Origin of the sequence: Emticicia aquatica (assembly GCF_923079645.1) — a bacterium.
Taxonomy (GTDB): domain Bacteria; phylum Bacteroidota; class Bacteroidia; order Cytophagales; family Spirosomataceae; genus Emticicia; species Emticicia aquatica.
This window is the reverse complement of sequence record NZ_CAKLPY010000001.1, coordinates 1181862-1198540: the sequence shown is the minus strand read 5'-3', so window position 1 is coordinate 1198540 and position 16679 is coordinate 1181862. Positions and strand designations below refer to the sequence as shown.

The 16679-nt window shown below is 30.1% G+C and carries 12 protein-coding genes; 9 read left to right on the top strand and 3 right to left on the bottom strand.

All coding sequences use genetic code 11. From position 1 onward, the window contains the following. Positions 1-62 precede the first annotated feature (62 nt). Together MJQ71_RS05270 and menD are read left to right on the top strand one after the other, a co-directional pair. Positions 63-926, top strand: coding sequence for a sigma-70 family RNA polymerase sigma factor (locus MJQ71_RS05270; RefSeq protein ID WP_015031001.1), 864 nt, complete (start codon positions 63-65; stop codon positions 924-926). A gap of 87 nt (positions 927-1013) precedes the next feature. Continuing rightward, positions 1014-2735 (top strand): 2-succinyl-5-enolpyruvyl-6-hydroxy-3-cyclohexene-1-carboxylic-acid synthase, encoded by a 1722-nt coding sequence (gene menD, locus MJQ71_RS05265; RefSeq protein WP_238805173.1) that lies wholly within the window; start codon positions 1014-1016, stop codon positions 2733-2735. Here the strand turns inward: menD and MJQ71_RS05260 are convergent. Then, positions 2715-3752: a tetratricopeptide repeat protein gene (locus tag MJQ71_RS05260; protein ID WP_238805171.1), complete on the bottom strand. Its 1038-nt coding sequence runs from the start codon at positions 3750-3752 to the stop codon at positions 2715-2717. The two genes, menD and MJQ71_RS05260, sit on opposite strands and share 21 nt — an antisense overlap. Positions 3753-3858: 106 nt before the next feature. On the opposite strand from MJQ71_RS05260, the gene MJQ71_RS05255 reads away from it, so the two are divergent. Next, positions 3859-4101 carry a hypothetical protein gene (locus tag MJQ71_RS05255; protein ID WP_238805169.1) on the top strand — a complete coding sequence of 81 codons (243 nt, stop codon included), beginning with the start codon at positions 3859-3861 and terminating at the stop codon, positions 4099-4101. A gap of 58 nt (positions 4102-4159) precedes the next feature. On the opposite strand, the gene MJQ71_RS05250 is transcribed toward MJQ71_RS05255, so the two are convergent. Then, on the bottom strand, positions 4160-5983 hold the full coding sequence (locus MJQ71_RS05250; RefSeq protein ID WP_238805168.1) for a M61 family metallopeptidase: 1824 nt from the start codon (positions 5981-5983) through the stop codon (positions 4160-4162). A 168-nt stretch (positions 5984-6151) separates the two neighbouring features. On the opposite strand from MJQ71_RS05250, the gene MJQ71_RS05245 reads away from it, so the two are divergent. The 6 genes from MJQ71_RS05245 (at position 6152) to trmB (ending at position 15338) form a co-directional block, all read left to right on the top strand. Continuing rightward, a complete protein-coding gene (locus MJQ71_RS05245; RefSeq protein WP_238805167.1) occupies positions 6152-9160 on the top strand; it encodes a tetratricopeptide repeat protein in 3009 nt (1002 codons plus the stop codon). A gap of 77 nt (positions 9161-9237) precedes the next feature. Further along, positions 9238-10947, top strand: coding sequence for a TonB-dependent receptor (locus MJQ71_RS05240; RefSeq protein WP_238805166.1), 1710 nt, complete (start codon positions 9238-9240; stop codon positions 10945-10947). Positions 10948-10987: 40 nt separating this feature from the next. Continuing rightward, the gene (locus MJQ71_RS05235) at positions 10988-12058 is read left to right on the top strand and encodes an HU domain-containing protein (protein ID WP_238805165.1); all 1071 of its coding nucleotides are present in this window, start codon (positions 10988-10990) and stop codon (positions 12056-12058) included. An 86-nt stretch (positions 12059-12144) separates the two neighbouring features. Next, positions 12145-13149 carry a hypothetical protein gene (locus MJQ71_RS05230; protein WP_238805164.1) on the top strand — a complete coding sequence of 335 codons (1005 nt, stop codon included), beginning with the start codon at positions 12145-12147 and terminating at the stop codon, positions 13147-13149. 113 nt (positions 13150-13262) lie between these two features. Beyond that, positions 13263-14573, top strand: a complete 1311-nt coding sequence (locus MJQ71_RS05225; protein ID WP_238805163.1) for a bifunctional folylpolyglutamate synthase/dihydrofolate synthase — start codon at positions 13263-13265, stop codon at positions 14571-14573. Between the two features lie 105 nt (positions 14574-14678). Next, on the top strand, positions 14679-15338 hold the full coding sequence (gene trmB, locus MJQ71_RS05220; RefSeq protein WP_238805162.1) for a tRNA (guanosine(46)-N7)-methyltransferase TrmB: 660 nt from the start codon (positions 14679-14681) through the stop codon (positions 15336-15338). Between the two features lie 40 nt (positions 15339-15378). Here the strand turns inward: trmB and gap are convergent, their stop codons facing one another. Further along, a complete protein-coding gene (gene gap / locus MJQ71_RS05215) occupies positions 15379-16392 on the bottom strand; it encodes a type I glyceraldehyde-3-phosphate dehydrogenase (RefSeq protein ID WP_238805160.1) in 1014 nt (337 codons plus the stop codon). Positions 16393-16679 lie beyond the last annotated feature (287 nt).

Below are 16679 nucleotides of genomic sequence, written 5' to 3'. Positions count from 1 at the left end.
TATTTAAGTTTTTTACGTTATTTAAGAAATCGGCCGGGCGGCGTCCCGCTAATAAAGAAAATATGCGTCAGCTAAAAATTAGTAAGCAAATTACCAATCGTGAGAGTCAATCTCTCGACAAATACCTTCAAGAGATTGGAAAGGTAGATTTGCTAACACCCGATGAGGAAGTGATTCTCGCTCAAAAAATTAGAGATGGAGACCAATATTCATTAGAGCGTTTAACAAAAGCAAACTTACGTTTTGTTGTTTCTGTTGCTAAGCAATATCAAAATCAAGGTTTGTCACTCGGAGACTTAATTAATGAAGGTAATTTGGGATTGATTAAAGCAGCACAAAGATTTGATGAAACTCGTGGTTTTAAATTTATCTCCTATGCTGTTTGGTGGATTCGTCAATCTATTTTGCAAGCATTGGCAGAACAATCACGTATTGTAAGACTACCACTTAATAGAGTTGGTTCGCTAAATAAAATTTCTAAAACATTTTCTGATTTAGAACAAAAATTTGAAAGAGAACCTTCACCTGAAGAATTAGCGGAAGTTTTGGAAATAACGGCTGCGGAAGTTATTGATACGTTGAAAATCTCTGGTCGCCATGTATCAGTTGATGCACCATTTGTACAAGGTGAAGAGAATAGTTTACTTGATGTATTAGAAAATGATAGTGAAGTAAAACCTGACCAAGGTTTAATTGATGACTCACTTCGTAGAGAGGTGATGAGAGCATTGTCAACATTAACTCAGCGTGAGGCTGAAGTAATAACTTATTACTTTGGATTGAATGGTGAGCAAGCGATGACATTAGAAGAAATTGGTGAAAAGTTTAATCTTACTCGTGAACGTGTTCGTCAGATTAAAGAGAAAGCGATTAGACGTTTACGCCAAACTTCAAGAAGTAAAGCATTAAAAGCTTATTTAGGATAATATCTATGATTATCTAAAATTAATATTAAAAAGGTGCGTTTATCGTACCTTTTTTTGTTTTTTCAATTCTAAAAAGAAAAACTAGCAATGGCAATTTTACAACCAATTCATAATATTGCAGAAATTTTCTCAAAAAAAGATGTTAAGACTGTAATTCTTTGTCCAGGTTCAAGAAGTGCTGCACTGACCCTTTCAATGGTTAGACATCCAGATATAGAAACTTTTAGTATTAGTGATGAACGTTCGGCAGGTTTTATTGGGCTTGGTATGGCACAGTTGACAAATAAAACGGTTTCGCTAATATGTACATCAGGAACAGCAGTTTATAATTTTGCACCAGCTGTTGCAGAATCTTTTTTTCAAGAAATACCACTTTTAATATTAACTGCTGATAGACCAGCTGAATGGATTCATCAATATGATGGGCAGACAATTTATCAACGAGAAATTTTTGGTAAACATGTAAAAAAAAGTTTTGAACTACCAGCGGATTATTCAAATGAAGATTGTATTTGGCAAATAGAACGTGTTATAAATGAAGCAATTAATCTTAGCCAAACAAATCCAAAAGGGCCAGTTCATATAAATATCCCGATTAGAGAACCATTTTATCCAAATGAGAATGAAACAATTACATTCGACTCTAATGTTCGTATAATTGAAAACTGTTTGATGGATAAAAAATTACCCAATCAATTTTGGAACAATTTTAAAGAAATATGGCAAGATGCTGAGAATAAACTTATTATTGTTGGAAATCGCCAAAGTTCGGAGCTAAATGAAACATTAGCTAAATTTTCTGATGAGTTAAATATTCCGATAGTGGCTGACATCATTTCAAATGTAAATTCGGTTGACTCAATATTGGCAGATGTGATTTTAGCTTCTAAAAATGAAAAATTTAGAAATAAGCTAAAACCTGATTTATTAATTACTTGTGGTAAATCAATTATTTCTAAAAATTTAAAACTTTTTATTCGTAATAATAAGCCAAAATATCATTTTCATATTCAAGAAAATGGAGATTTGATTGACCCGTTTCAAACACTTACCCATAAAGTTGAAGTTTCCCCAGAGTATTTTTTTAAGCAATTATTTGAGGATTTAGATTTTTTGAAATTTAAAGAAGGAGATGAAGATGATGAAAATATATATTTTGAGCTTTGGAATCAATCAAATCTTAAAGTAAAACATATTTTGCATGAATTTTTGAGTAATTCTAACTTTTGTGAGTTCAAAGTTGTAAGAAATGTGCTTGATAAACTGCCTGAGAATTCAATATTTCATGTTGCTAACAGTATGGTCGTCAGATATTCAAATCTCATTGGCTTAGGAAAAGGCAAAAATATTGAAGTTTTTGCCAATAGAGGCACAAGTGGGATAGATGGTTCGTTAAGTTCAGCTGTTGGGTGTGCCATAAAAACTGATAAAGCCGTTACATGTTTAATTGGTGATATGTCATTTTTCTATGATAGGAATGCATTTTGGAATACATATTTGCCTGATAATCTGCGAGTTATACTTTTAAATAATAATGGCGGAAATATTTTTCGTATAATTGACGGACCAAATAAACAACCCGAAGTTGGCGAATATTTTGAAACTAAGCAAAATCATTCTGCAGAGTTTTTTTGCCAAGAAAATAATGTAAAATATTTGAAAGTGAAGGATGAAGTAAATTTAGAATTGAGTCTAAATTTACTTCAAGAAAAAAGTACTCGACCAATTGTAATCGAAATAGAGTTGGACGGTTTGCAAAATGTTGAAATATTTAATGAATATAAAAAGTTATTTGCAAACTTTAGCTAACATTTCAATTGATTTCACTTCATTAATTTTTTGACCAATTTTCCAATATTCACAAGCCTTGGATTCATTTCCAAGGTTTTGTTGCGTTATACCTAAGTAATAATTCAAAAGTTCAACTGAAGGGTCGAGTTTATCAGCTTTCATGAAATTCTCAAGAGCCAAACTGTAATTTTTTGATTTTAAATAAAATACCCCCATATTTCTATAGGCCCACGCATTTTTATCATTTTTTTCTAAAACAGATTGAATTATTTTTCTTCCATCTTCAAGCTTATTTAGATTTATTAAATAATAACTTTTATTGTTTTGATAAATTTCGTTGTTATTTATAAGTAGAGCTTTTTCAATAATTTCTAAAGCTTTATTATAATCTTCATTTAAACTATAAATTAAACTTAAATTATTCAAGGCAAAATCTTGTCTTGGATTAATCGCAATTGCTTTTTCAAAATTATTTTTTGATGCTTCAAAGTTTTTTTCTGAATATTGAATATAACCAAGATTAGTTAATGCTTTATCATTTTTATCATTAAGTCTAAGGGCAGTAGCTAAATTTGCACTTGCTTCAGCAAAATTATTTTTATTAATAAATACATTACTCAATGTTACAAAGTAAAAGGAAGAATCTTTATACTGCTGACTAATTTGCTTTAAAAGTGATAAGGATTCATCCAACTTATCTGTATTTGAGTAGGCTTCTGCAAGATTATATTTTGCTAAGTAAAACTTATTATCTATAGAAACCGCTTTTTCAAAATCTAAAATAGCACCATCAATATTGTCCATTGCTAATTTTACACTTCCTCTATTGTTATACGCATCCGCAAATTTTGGTGTTTTATCAATTGCTTCGCTGTAAAACTTTATAGCTTCTTCAAAATTACCCTTTTTATAAGCAACATTACCTTGAATAAAGAAAAGTTCAGTATCTTTTTTTGCTCTTCCACAACCCCCAATTATTACTATTAAACAAATATATGCACTAATAATATTAAAAGTATTAAATGTTTTTTTCATTTTAAAAATATTATATGTTATATTGATGATTTATTGAATTATATTTTTAGTCACGGAAAAACTTTTGTAAACTTGCATCTTTATTATTATTACAAATTATTCGAAAATGAAATTTATAAAAGAAATTCCTAATAATTATTGTAAAGCTTCATTGTATGCTTGGAATAATAAGTTTATTATCAAGTTTGAAGCAGGTATGTATGAACAAACATACAAAGTTAATGAATATGATGTATCTGGGGAAGATGAAATTGAAGAAATGCTAGGAGATACTTTTATGGAAAAAGTAATTAGTCGGTTCAAGTCCATGTCCGAAGATTTTGAATTGATTTTAGATTCAATTGATTAATAAAAAGCTCGCAATAACAATTGCGAGCTTTTTATTAATCAAATTTTTAATATTCGATTTATTTAATAAAGAGCCAAGTCTTATATAATTCTTCTTGCTCAGGAGTTGGATTTTGTACTTTTTCAAGTTTTAATTTAAAAGCAGGATTCGGTTTTATCGAAAATTCATAGGTAAATTCTTGACCAAATCGTTTGACTTTAATTTTAACTATTTCTCCAACTTTCTTTTCTGAAATAGCAGATTGAACATTACTTGTTTTCATACCATCTATTTCTAATATTTCATCATTTACATTTAATCCGCCATCGTAAGCTGATGTGCCTCGTTGTAAATTTACTATTTTTCCATTTATGACTGTAGCTCCCAAAAAAGGTGTAACTGAATCAGTTTCCTTAATTAATGTCATTCCAACGTATTTATAGAAGTCATTGTAATCGATTTCATCTGTACTCCAAACATACTTTGAAAAAAAAGTATCCATATTTTTTCCAGCTATCAATTCGCAAGCATATTGAAATTCTTCATCTTTGAATCCTCTTTTTTGTTTTTTATAATATTCATTCCATAAATATTTAAACACATCATCTAAACTTTTTTTACCTTTAGTTTCTCCAATAATAAATAGGTTTAACAATGCCCCTAAAACACCTCCTTTGTCATAATATGAAATTGTATTATTTCGTGAATTCTCATTAGGTCTATAATACTTGATCCATGCATCCCAGCTTGCTTCAGCAACAGATTGAACTGAGTTGCCGACCTGATTTTCAATACTACCGATAGCACCTAGTTCTTTCTTAATATATTCTTCAGGGCTGATGATTCCAGCACGAAGCAAAATGTTATTTCCATAAAATGATGTCATTCCTTCAGAAACCCAGAGCATGTGTGTGTAATTTTCATTTTCATAATCGAATGGCCCAAGAGCAATTGGTCTAATTCTTTTCACATTCCATAAATGGAAATACTCATGAGCAATCAAACCCATTGAATTTTTCATCGAACTTTCACTCACATAAGCTAAAGGCGAAGTTTGGCAAGTGGTTGAATTAAGATGTTCTAACCCACCACCAATACCAGGAAGCTGATGTATAATAAATGTATAGTCTTCACATGGATGTTCGCCCACTACGCTTGCTGCAGCTTCTGTTACTTTTTTAAAAGTTTCTAAAGTTAATTTTTCATCAGCAAGAAGAGGAGCATTGCTGTAAAGTGCAATTGAATGTGGAATATTTGAAGCTTTAAAATTTAAGACTTTATGAGTTCCAATTTCAATTGGACTGTCGACTAAAATATCAAAATCAGGTGAGAAATATTGAAAGTTGTCATCAGAAATTCTTTTTAAACCTGTTGAAATTGTATTCCAATTTTTGTAAGGCTTAATATTCAAAATTGATGGAGACATTTTAAGTTGAGGAACATAAAGAAAAATACTTGCTCCATTCAAGTAGCCATGTGAATCATCCAAAAAACTATTTCTTACACTTAATTCAAAAGAATAAACTTTATAACTAATTGTGATTTTATTATTTTTTCCATAAACACGCCAAGTATTTTTACTTGTTTTCTCAAATCTCAAAGGTTTAGTACCATTATTTACTTTTACTGCTTCTACATTTTTTGAATATTCACGAATTAAATAAGACCCAGGTGTCCAAACTGGCATTTTGAAATCAACAAAATCATAGTTTTTGAGTTCTGAAATCTTGTCAATATTATCAAGAGTCATACTTACTTCAAAATAATGCGTCCAAGGTTCGGGCATTGAAAGCTCATAAATAATGTTTGTTTTAGGAATTTTGGACTCCTCATCAAATGCAAGTGGTTTTGCATAAAGAAAGTTATTTACAACTAGAAATAGTAAGAATAGCGTTTTTTTCATTGAAAAAGTACGATTTGTTTGTTGTTGAAATTTTATAAACAATTTTTTTATAAAAATATCGTTTTTTGCATAAAAATACTCCATTTTTCTTCCAAATTAAAAATTGGCACTCTGTTTGATTTAATATATTTACCTAACTTGGTATTCGTATTTACTATCCTTAATTCCATGAAGAAAATTCTTGCAATTTTGCTTATTTGTAGTTTCTTGCAAATAAGCAATACGTCGTTTGCACAAAACACAATTTCCTACACTGACCCCGAATCATATTATCATAAGGGGATTGAACTCTTTCAGAAAAAAGCTTATGTTGCTTCAAGGGAAGAATTTAAACACTACATTCAATTGACAGAAAAATCATTAAGAGAAAATGAGTTTAACTTAACAAATGCAGAATATTATGCAGCATTGTCAGGGCTTTACTCTAATGCTTCTGATGCAGATATTGAAATTGAAAGATTTGCAGTCAATCATTCAGACCATCCTAAAGCTAAAGTAATCTACAATGATTTGGGGAAGTATTTTTATGAGCAAGGAGAATATACCAAAGCAATTATTTATTTGGAGAAGGCTACTGCTGATGCAAATTATAGTCAACAAACATTGGAGCTAAAATATAAATTAGGCATTTCATATTATCAAACCAATAATTTATTGAAAGCTTTGCCATTATTTAATGAGATTAAAAGTGTTGCTTCAGATTATTCGGTACATGCATCATATTATGCAGGCGTAATTAATTACAAAAATGGAAATTATGATGTAGCGTTGAGTGACTTTAAAAGGGTTGAAAATGTAAATCCTTATCGAATTGAAGTTCCAAATTGGATTGCAAATATTTTATATGTTCAGAAAAAGAATGACGAATTATTGGCTTATACTGAGCCAATAATCGAAAAACCCAATGGAAAGAAAATTGATGATATTTGTTTAGTAACTGCTGAAGTTTGTTTCTTTAAAGATGATTTCGAAAAAGCCGCAAAGTATTATGATAAATTTAGGAATTTCAAACGAGGTGCTGTTTCAAATCAAGTGACATTTCGTCATGCATATAGTTTGTATAAAACAAATTCTTTTGAGAAAGCTGTTGAGAATTTTAAAAAAATCGCAACTCAAAATAACGAAATCGGGCAGCAATCCGCTTATTATCTAGGAATTTCTTCACTTCGAATCAATGATAAAAATGCTGCTTTAGCTGCTTTTGATAGAGCAAAATCTGTTGATTTTGATAAAGTTATTAAAGAAGAAGCTCAATATAATTTTGCAAAAGTAGCGATAGACTTAGGTAATAATCAACAGGGAATCAATGAGCTACAAGAATATTTAAAAAAATATCCCGATGGCAAATATGAAGACGATGCCAATGAAATCTTAAGTGAGGTTTTGTTCGACTCAAACAATTATTCACAGGCAATTGCTTATATCGAGAGTTTGAAAAAAAGAACTGGTAAAATAAATTTGGCTTACCAAAGATTGTGTTATAACCAAGGTGTTCTGGATTTTAATGCTGAGAGATACAATCGTGCTATTCAATATTTTGACAAATCTCTATCCCAACCAAATGAGATTGAAATGAAAAATAATGCATCTTTCTGGAAAGCAGAAGCTGCTTATGCTGCTAAATTGCCTGAAGCAGAGAGTTTATATAAAAATGTAATTAATTTGGATGACGAAAAACTAAAGCAAAAAAGCAGATATGGGCTAGCTTATCTCAACTATAATAATAAGGATTATAAACAAGCAAGTAATTATTTTAAGGAGTTTTTGAAAGGTAAAAAAGATGAAAGTAGCAGACAAAATTTTGAAGATGCACTTGTAAGAATTGGTGATTGCTATTTAGCTACAAAAAACTATAATGATGCAATTATCTATTACGACCAAGCAATAAAAGAAAATCGTTCCGAAAAAGATTATGCAATGTATCAAAAAGGGCTGACACTTACTTTTTTAGGGAAAAATCAGGAGGCACAAACTATTTTTGATAAGATTTCAGCTCAATACCCAAATTCTAGATTAGTTGATGACGCTCTTTATCAAAGTGGCGTTTTGGAATTAGATAGAGGAAATAACCAAAGTGCAGTTAATTTATTGAGCAAAATGATTCGAGATAGGTCTAAAAGTGCAATTGTACCGAAGGCTTTATCTAAAAGAGCTTTGGCATATTCTAATCTAAAAAACTTTGAGGCGGCTATTGTTGACTATAAAATTATTTTGCAAAGATACGGTAACTCAGAAGAGTCTGATAACGCACTTTTAGGCTTACAAGAAAACTTAAATTCAGTTGGTCGTCCAGAAGACTTCTCGGCTATTGTTGATGAGTACAAAAAGCTTAATCCTGCAAATGGTTCAGTTGAGAATTTGGAGTATGAATCTGCAAAAAATTTATACTTAAATGAAAAATATGACAAAGCAGTAATTGCTTTCCAAAAATATATTAAAAACTATCCTAACAGCTCAAATAGCTTTGAAGCAAAATATTATATTGCTGATTCATACTACATTGCAAATGATAAGATTAATGCTTTAAAATATTACTACCAAGTATTAAATGATAATCGAACAACATTTGTTACTAAATCTGCATTGAGAGCTGCGGCTATTGAACTTGCAAATAAGAGTTACAAAAATGCTATCACAAATTTTAGAGTTGTTTTAGTTACTTCACAAAATAAGAGAGATATTGTGACAGCTTGGCAAGGACTTTCTGAGTCGTATTATACTATCGGAAATCAAGATTCTGTGATGGTATTTTGTCGTGAAATAATTAATAATGGTGGCAGCATTATTATGGGAGCTCCTAACAAGGCTCAATTATTAATCGCTAAGTCATATATGCAAAAAAATGATTTTGTAAAAGCAGAGGAGGAGTTTAAGAAAACAATCGGAATGGCAAAAGATAATAATGGAGCAGAAGCAAAATACTTTATTGGAGAGATGCAGTACAAATTGAAAAAGTTTAAAGAATCAATAAAAACCTTGCAAGAACTTGCTCAAGATTTCTCTGAATTTATTTATTGGTATGAAAAAAGCTTCATTTTGATTGCTGATGATTATGTTGGATTAAATGATTTCTTTATGGCAAAAGCTACTTTAAAGTCAGTTATTGAAAATTCAGACACTCCTGAAACAGTTGATGCAGCCAAGAAAAAATTAAAAGAGATTGAAAACAAAGAATAATTTATTTAGCAATAGAAATGCTCTTAATCCTTAATAATCAATAAGTTAACTTTTATAACTTAAAATTTTCTTAAAACATGAATTTCTCTAAAATATATACAACTATTAAGGCAAATATTATAATTAGTAGTAAGTTTTTGTCTATTTTCGGGATATTTTTATCCGTAAGTGTAAAGTCTTTTGCTCAATTAGATGATGATATTGTTATTACAAAAGATAGAAAAGTTGAATTGCCCCCAGCTAGCAGAGTTTTTGAAAAAATTCCTCCAGTAAAAACAAATCCAGAAGACCGTCAAATGAAATATTCTTTTTTTGACAGAAAGCCTAAAGGAATTGAAGAAGTAAAGTTTAATCCGACCGTTGTTTCACCTGATGGCGGAAAAAAGAAAGAGGATGCAGAGAAATACAATAATTATGTCAGTTTAGGATCGGGTAATTTTGGTAGAATTTATGGCGAATTATTTGTAAATTCTCCCCAAGATAGGAAAATGATTTTAGGTATTCATGCAATGCACAATTCTACAAATCGAGGCCCAGTTGATGATAAAAATTCAGCAAATATGTATGATAAAGCTGAAATAAATGGCAAATATCTTGCAGAAAAATTCCAAATAAGTAGTGGTTTATCATATAATCGCGACCAATATTACTTTTATGGGTATAAAAAACCACGAGTTGAATTTGATAGAAATGAAATTAAGCAAGTATTAAACACTATAAATTTTAATATCGGTTTTGAAAATATTGCACCAAATCCCCGTGTAGATTATTCTTTAAAAACAAATATTCGTTCACTAAAGGATAATTATTCAGCTCAAGAAACTGATTGGACAACTACATTTAATGCCTATTTCCCAATAATTAATGAAAAGTTTATTGCACTTGTTGACGCAGATGCTAATATGGCCCAAAGAAGTGATGGTATTGTTGATAAGAGAAATTTGTTTAGGGTAGAGCCATCATTTAAAGTTAATCTTAATAGATTTGGTGGAAGTGTAGGCTATAAAGCAGTAAATGAATTTGATGAGGTCAAAAAAATTAATCGTACAAAAGGATTTCCAAAGATAGAATTGACATATAAATTTCCAAGTTTAATATACGTTTTTGCAGGGATGAATGGTGATATTGTTAGAAATACGCTTGGTAGTTATTTAATTGAAAACCCATATTTGAAGCAACAAACTCAACTGTTGAATACTGAAAAAATCCGTGAGTTTTATATTGGTGGTAAAGGTGATATTCTTTCTGGTTTAAGCTTTAATTTTAAAGGTTCAATGGGATATTATAAAAATTTGTATTATTTTAATAACTATACACCAAAACTTAATGAATCTTTAGCTGATACTTCAAAGTTTTCGGTTTTATATGATAGTTTAAGAACTCAATATATTAACCTTACTGTGCAATTAAATTATCAGCCATCAGAAATTTGGCGTACCTACATACGTACTGATATAAATCATTATCAAAAAAGAGCTTATGAAAAACCATTTCATCGTCCTTTTATAACTGTAAAATGGGGAAATACATTAATTGTTTCAGATAGACTCGTTGCAAACCTTGATCTATTTTATATTGGCAAAACTTTTGCCAAAAATCCAACCACTTTACTTTTAGCTACTAATAAAGCTATTTTTGATTTAAACACTGAGTTTGATTATTTATTTGGTAAGCAGTTTACTACATTTGTTAAATTAAACAATATTTTAGGAAAGAAATACGAACGCTATCTTTATTATCCACAACAAGGTTTGAATTTTCTTGTAGGTGTCAATTTTTCCTTTTAACTTAGCAAAACGAAAGATTCCAAATTACTAAAATTCTCTTATGAGACCAGTTGCCGATTATATACGTACTTTATTATACGAACACGATTATGTGACCGTACCAAACTTTGGGGCTTTTATTGCAAACTATATGCCTTCCAGTTTTAATGAAATTAGTGGTTCATTGATGCCGCCTCAGAAAAGAATTGCCTTTAACGAAATTTTAAAACAAGATGATGGCCTATTAGCAACTCATATTTCTCGTCGAGAAAGTGTAACAATTGATGAAGCCAAACGTAAGATACAATCTTTTGTAATAGATATTAAAGACTCTTTAGCAACTGAAAAATATTATACATTCGATAAAATTGGAAACTTTGCTTTAAATGAAGAAAATAGCTTAGTTTTTGAGCCAGATAGAAAAAATAATTTTTATAGCGAAAGTTTTGGTTTTGATAGTTTGTTTCCGAGACACATTGCTAAGGAAAAATACCTATATAGTCAAACATTTGAACAAGGTGACGATGATTTATTTATTCACAAAAACTCGTACTCAAGCACAGGAGCAAAAAAATCATCTACTTGGACTTATTTGCTTTACTCATTACCAATTTTATTATTGTCAAGTGGATTGTTTGTAGTTTTATTTTCAGGTGCCAAAAATACAAATGGAGCTGCTAAGAGTAGTTTTAATCCACTAGATTATATCCCTAAAAAAGAAGAAGTGGTGACCAAAACTTTTGCTAAAACTCCAGTTCTTGATTCGGAGATTATAAAACCAAATTTTGATAATCAACCTGAAAAACCTATTGAGTCAGTTGAAAATAAAACTGAAATAGTTGCTCAAGATGAGAAAGTTTTGAATAAAGTCATTGAACCATCTATTTCTTCAACAATAAAATTTACCGAAAAACGTTATTTGGTTGTTTCAGGAGTTTTTAAGAGTTTGGAAAATGTTGAAAATTTGCGTTCTATTTTAATAAAGAATGGATTTTATCCAAGAGTTGTCAAAGTTGGTGAGCTGATGAAAGTTGTTGCTGCTGAAGCAGATACTTATTCAGAAGCAGTTGAACTATCAGATAGACACACTAAAATAGTTGGAGAAAAACCTGCAATAATAAAAGCAAATTAAGCTAATCTAAATATTCAAAAAAAACCTGTAAGCATACCTTACAGGTTTTTTTGTAATTGTTATTTTTCATCACAAAATCATTTTCTATGCAATCGGCTTCAATTGAAAACGAAAATAAGCAAAATCAAACAACAGCCTTTTTATTGAGTATTGTTATTTATGGACTGTTTCTTGGGATTTTATTTTTTTTAAAATTAGCATATGCTCCACCAGAAGAAATTGATGGTGTTGAACTAAATTATGGAGTTGATTTAATTGGTGTTGGTGATATCCAAACTACCAATAAAGCAAATAATTCGCCAAATAATTATGATGTAAAGCCTTCTGAAAAAAGTGATGATGATGCTAAACCATTAAAGACAAGTCCAGTAGTTACAACACCACCAATTGAAAAGGTCGTAAAGGTTAAAGAAGCACCTTCAAAACCAGTCATCACTTCTAATGAAGAAAGCCCTTTTTCTGAAAAAGAGAATATAAAACCTATTAAAAAAACTGAAACTAAACCAACAATCAAACCGACTCCAGTTGAGACTAAACCGAAGGTTACAACTCCAAAACCTGAGATATCAAAACCTGAACCAGTAAAGAGAAATATCGAAGAAGGTTCAATTATGAAGAAAAGTGGAAATGGTTCAGGTAATGGAGCAAAATCAAACAGTTCTTCAAATGGAACAATTGGAACCAAAGATGGTATAGGCGGAAATAATAATGGAGATGGAAATAAAGGTGAAATTGGAGATAAAGGCGACTCAAGGGGGACTCTAGATGGTAAAAGTATGATGGGAAAACCTGGAAAAGGGAATAGTAGCAGTGGGGCCTTAATTGGAGGATTAAATGGCTGGAATAAGAAAAAGTTGTCTTTACCTGATGATGGTTCTTCAGAAACAGGTAAAATTGTCTTTAAAGTTACAGTTGATGATTCTGGTGATGTTGTAGGAATAAGTGTTTTTTCGTCAACTGTAAGTCCGTCTGTACAAAATTTTTATAAGAATTATATTCAACAACGCTTAAGTTCAGTTCTTTCTCCAGAAGGAAATCCGCCTCCGAGAGCTACTGGTACAATTACAATTAATATTCAATCAGGTAATTAGTTGTTTATTGATTTAAAAAAAGAGGTCGAATTTTAATTCGACCTCTTTTTTATTGAGTTTATCTTTTTTGATTTGAGAGTATCTTCTTAGCTTTGTAAATTAGTTTTAATTTGATGACTTACGACGAAACAATAGATTACTTATATTCATTACTACCTGTTTTTCATAGACAAGGTGAAATAGCTTTTAAAGCTGATTTATCTAATATTCTCAAAATTTCCGAATATTTAGGAAATCCTCATTTAAAATTTAGGAGTATTCATATTGCTGGTACTAATGGAAAAGGAAGCACTTCACATTTTATAGCTGCAATTTTGCAAAGTGCAGGGTATAAAACAGGTCTTTATACTTCGCCACATTTAAAAGACTTTGTTGAAAGATTCCGAATAAATGGTGTATCAATTGAAAAAGCGAATATAGTTTCTTTCATTAACAAACATAAAGCTTTCATAGAACATCTAAAACCATCTTTTTTTGAATTAAGTGTTGGAATTGCATTTGATTTTTTTGCAAGAGAAAACGTTGATATTGCTGTTATTGAGGTTGGTCTTGGTGGTAGATTAGATTCAACAAATATTATAACACCTATATTAAGTGTAATTACAAATATTGGTTTTGATCATGTAAATATTCTTGGTGATACATTGCCTAAAATTGCTCTTGAAAAAGCAGGTATTATTAAACAAAATGTTCCAATCGTAATTTCTGAAAGAAATTCTGAAACAGAAGGTGTTTTTATTTCAAAAGCAACAGAAATGAATTCTGAAATATTTTTTGCATCTGATAAATACAGAGTTGTTCCAAATAATTCAAATAATATATTTTTGCAAGTTGATGTTTACAAACTCAATAAGTTATCTAATGAATTCAATATTTATATTGAAAATCTTGAACCACAATTATTTGGAACTTACCAAGTGAAAAATCTGACTGGTGTACTTCAAGTTGTTGAATGCTTGAATAATCTAAGATTTGATATTTCTGACGATGCTATTAAAAATGGAATTTCAAATGTAGTTGAACTAACTTCCTTAAAGGGTAGATGGCAAGTACTGGATAAGGATCCATTAACAATTTGTGATACTGGTCATAACGAGCATGGACTTAAAATAGTTTTGGAACAAATTGAAAAATTAAATGTGAGGCAAAAATTTTTTATTTTAGGGTTTGTAAAAGACAAAAATGTTGATGATTTGTTGAATTTGTTTCCAAAAGATGGTATTTATTGTTTTACACAGGCAAATACCCCCAGATCTTTGCCTTCTGAGAAATTGCTAGAAATTGCTGAGTCTATATCTATGTCAGGATACTCAATTGTCAGCGTGAATGAAGCCTTGAAATTTGTGAAAAATTTAGCAAAAAAAGATGATTTTATTTATATTGGAGGTAGCACATATATAGTTGCAGAGTTAAATGATATTTAACTTTTTAATTGAATAATACTTTTTAATAATATAATAAATACAAAAAGAATAATTTGTATTTTCTTAAATATTTGATAATCAATTACTTATAAACTAAATAGGAGAGTGGCAAGAAGAAAATTACCTAGATTTGAATACAATGCTCAATCAAGTAATGTGATTGAAAGAGGAAAAGAAATTTATACATCAATAAAAGGCAAATGGAGAGAAAAATATTTTGAAAATTCTAATCCAATAGTATTAGAGTTAGCGTGTGGTAAAGGTGAATATACGGTTGGTTTAGCACAAATTTTCCCTGATAAAAATTTTATTGGTATAGATATTAAAGGAGATAGGATTGCACGTGGAAGTAAAAGGGCTAATGACTTAGCATTAAATAATGTAGCTTTTTTACGTACACCTATGGTGTTTCTTGAAGAATTTTTCGTAGAAAATGAGATTGACGAGATTTGGTTAATTCACCCAGATCCCCAACCAAGGGATAAAGAAGAGCGAAAAAGACTTACAAATAGCAGATACTTAGAATTATATAAAAAAATATTAAAAAATGATGGAGATTTTTTGTTTAAAACCGATAATTTCGATTTATTTGAATATTCTCTCGAATCAATTGCAAGTTCAGGATATAATATTTTAAGAGAAACTAACGATTTATATAACTCACCAATGTTAAATGAACATTACGGAATTGAAACACATTATGAGAAATTATTTGTTTCAAAAGGATATAAAATAAACTATTTGGCAGCAAAAAATATTAAATAATATTAATAAAGGGGCATATAGCCCCTTTATTAATATTGAATTATTTTGAAATCAATGTAGCAAAGTATTTAACTGTTCTTACTAATTGGCTTACATAACTCATTTCATTATCATACCAACTAACAGTTTTTACTAATTGTTTGTCTCCAACAGTTACAACTTTAGTTTGAGTAGCGTCAAATAAACTACCAAAAGTTGTTCCAATAATATCACTACTAACTATTTCATCAGTGTTGTAGCCAAAGCTTTCATTACTTGCTGCTTTCATTGCTTCATTAACTTCATCCAAAGTAACTTTTTTGTCAAGGATTGATGTTAATTCGGTCAAACTGCCTGTAATTGTTGGTACTCTCTGAGCTCCACCATCTAATTTACCTTTTAATTCGGGTAAAACTAGGCCGATTGCTTTCGCAGCACCTGTACTATTTGGAATAATGTTAGCTGCTGCTGCTCTAGCTCTTCTTAAATCACCTTTTGCATGAGGTGCATCTAAAGTGTTTTGGTCATTCGTATAAGCATGTACAGTTGTCATACTACCTGCTAAAATAGTAAAATTGTCATTCAATACTTTTGCCATTGGAGCTAAGCAGTTAGTCGTACAACTTGCACAACTAATAATTGTTTCGCTACCATCTAAAATGCTATGGTTAACATTAAAAACGATAGTTTTTAAATCTCCTGTTGCTGGTGCACTAATAATTACTCTTTTAGCACCAGCAGTCAAATGTGCAGCAGCTTTATCCTTATCAGTGAAAAAACCTGTACATTCTAAAACAACATCTACATCATGCTCGCCCCAAGGAATATCAGCAGGATTTTTTTGAGCATAAATTCTTATTTCATCACCATTTACAATAATACTATTTTCAGTTGATGTAACTGTAGCGTTAAATCGGCCTTGTGCACTGTCATATTTTAATAGATGTGCAAGTGTAGAAGGGCTTGTTAAGTCGTTTATTGCAACAACATCAATTCCTTCCATGTTATAAATTTGACGGTAGGCTAATTTGCCAATACGTCCGAATCCATTAATAGCTACTTTAACTTTTGACATTTAAGTAAAATTTTGGTTTAAGTAATACGATGCAAGTTAATAAATTTTCGATAATAAATAAAATATTGTTTTGTATTGCTAAATTCAAAAAACCATGAATATAATAACTAAATATTTTAGTAAAACCAACTAAAACCAGTTAGGTAAATTAGTAATTATAACTAAAATTATTAGTATTGTAAATATGAGTTTTTATATATAAATGTACTCTTAGTAAATGATAGTTAATAATCCTTTCATACTATTTGATAATAAGTATACTAGTTGTAACTTTGTTAAAATAAATG

Bases quoted from the DNA above. Each gene is read 5' to 3' on its own strand.
- menD (WP_238805173.1), top strand. From the start codon at position 1,014: ATGGCAATTTTACAACCAATTCATAATATTGCAGAAATTTTCTCAAAA.
- MJQ71_RS05240 (WP_238805166.1), top strand. From the start codon at position 9,238: ATGAATTTCTCTAAAATATATACAACTATTAAGGCAAATATTATAATT.
- MJQ71_RS05225 (WP_238805163.1), top strand. From the start codon at position 13,263: ATGACTTACGACGAAACAATAGATTACTTATATTCATTACTACCTGTT.
- gap (WP_238805160.1), bottom strand. From the start codon at position 16,392: ATGTCAAAAGTTAAAGTAGCTATTAATGGATTCGGACGTATTGGCAAA.
- MJQ71_RS05235 (WP_238805165.1), top strand. From the start codon at position 10,988: ATGAGACCAGTTGCCGATTATATACGTACTTTATTATACGAACACGAT.
- MJQ71_RS05250 (WP_238805168.1), bottom strand. From the start codon at position 5,983: ATGAAAAAAACGCTATTCTTACTATTTCTAGTTGTAAATAACTTTCTT.
- MJQ71_RS05230 (WP_238805164.1), top strand. From the start codon at position 12,145: ATGCAATCGGCTTCAATTGAAAACGAAAATAAGCAAAATCAAACAACA.
- MJQ71_RS05260 (WP_238805171.1), bottom strand. From the start codon at position 3,752: ATGAAAAAAACATTTAATACTTTTAATATTATTAGTGCATATATTTGT.
- MJQ71_RS05255 (WP_238805169.1), top strand. From the start codon at position 3,859: ATGAAATTTATAAAAGAAATTCCTAATAATTATTGTAAAGCTTCATTG.
- MJQ71_RS05245 (WP_238805167.1), top strand. From the start codon at position 6,152: ATGAAGAAAATTCTTGCAATTTTGCTTATTTGTAGTTTCTTGCAAATA.
- MJQ71_RS05270 (WP_015031001.1), top strand. From the start codon at position 63: ATGCGTCAGCTAAAAATTAGTAAGCAAATTACCAATCGTGAGAGTCAA.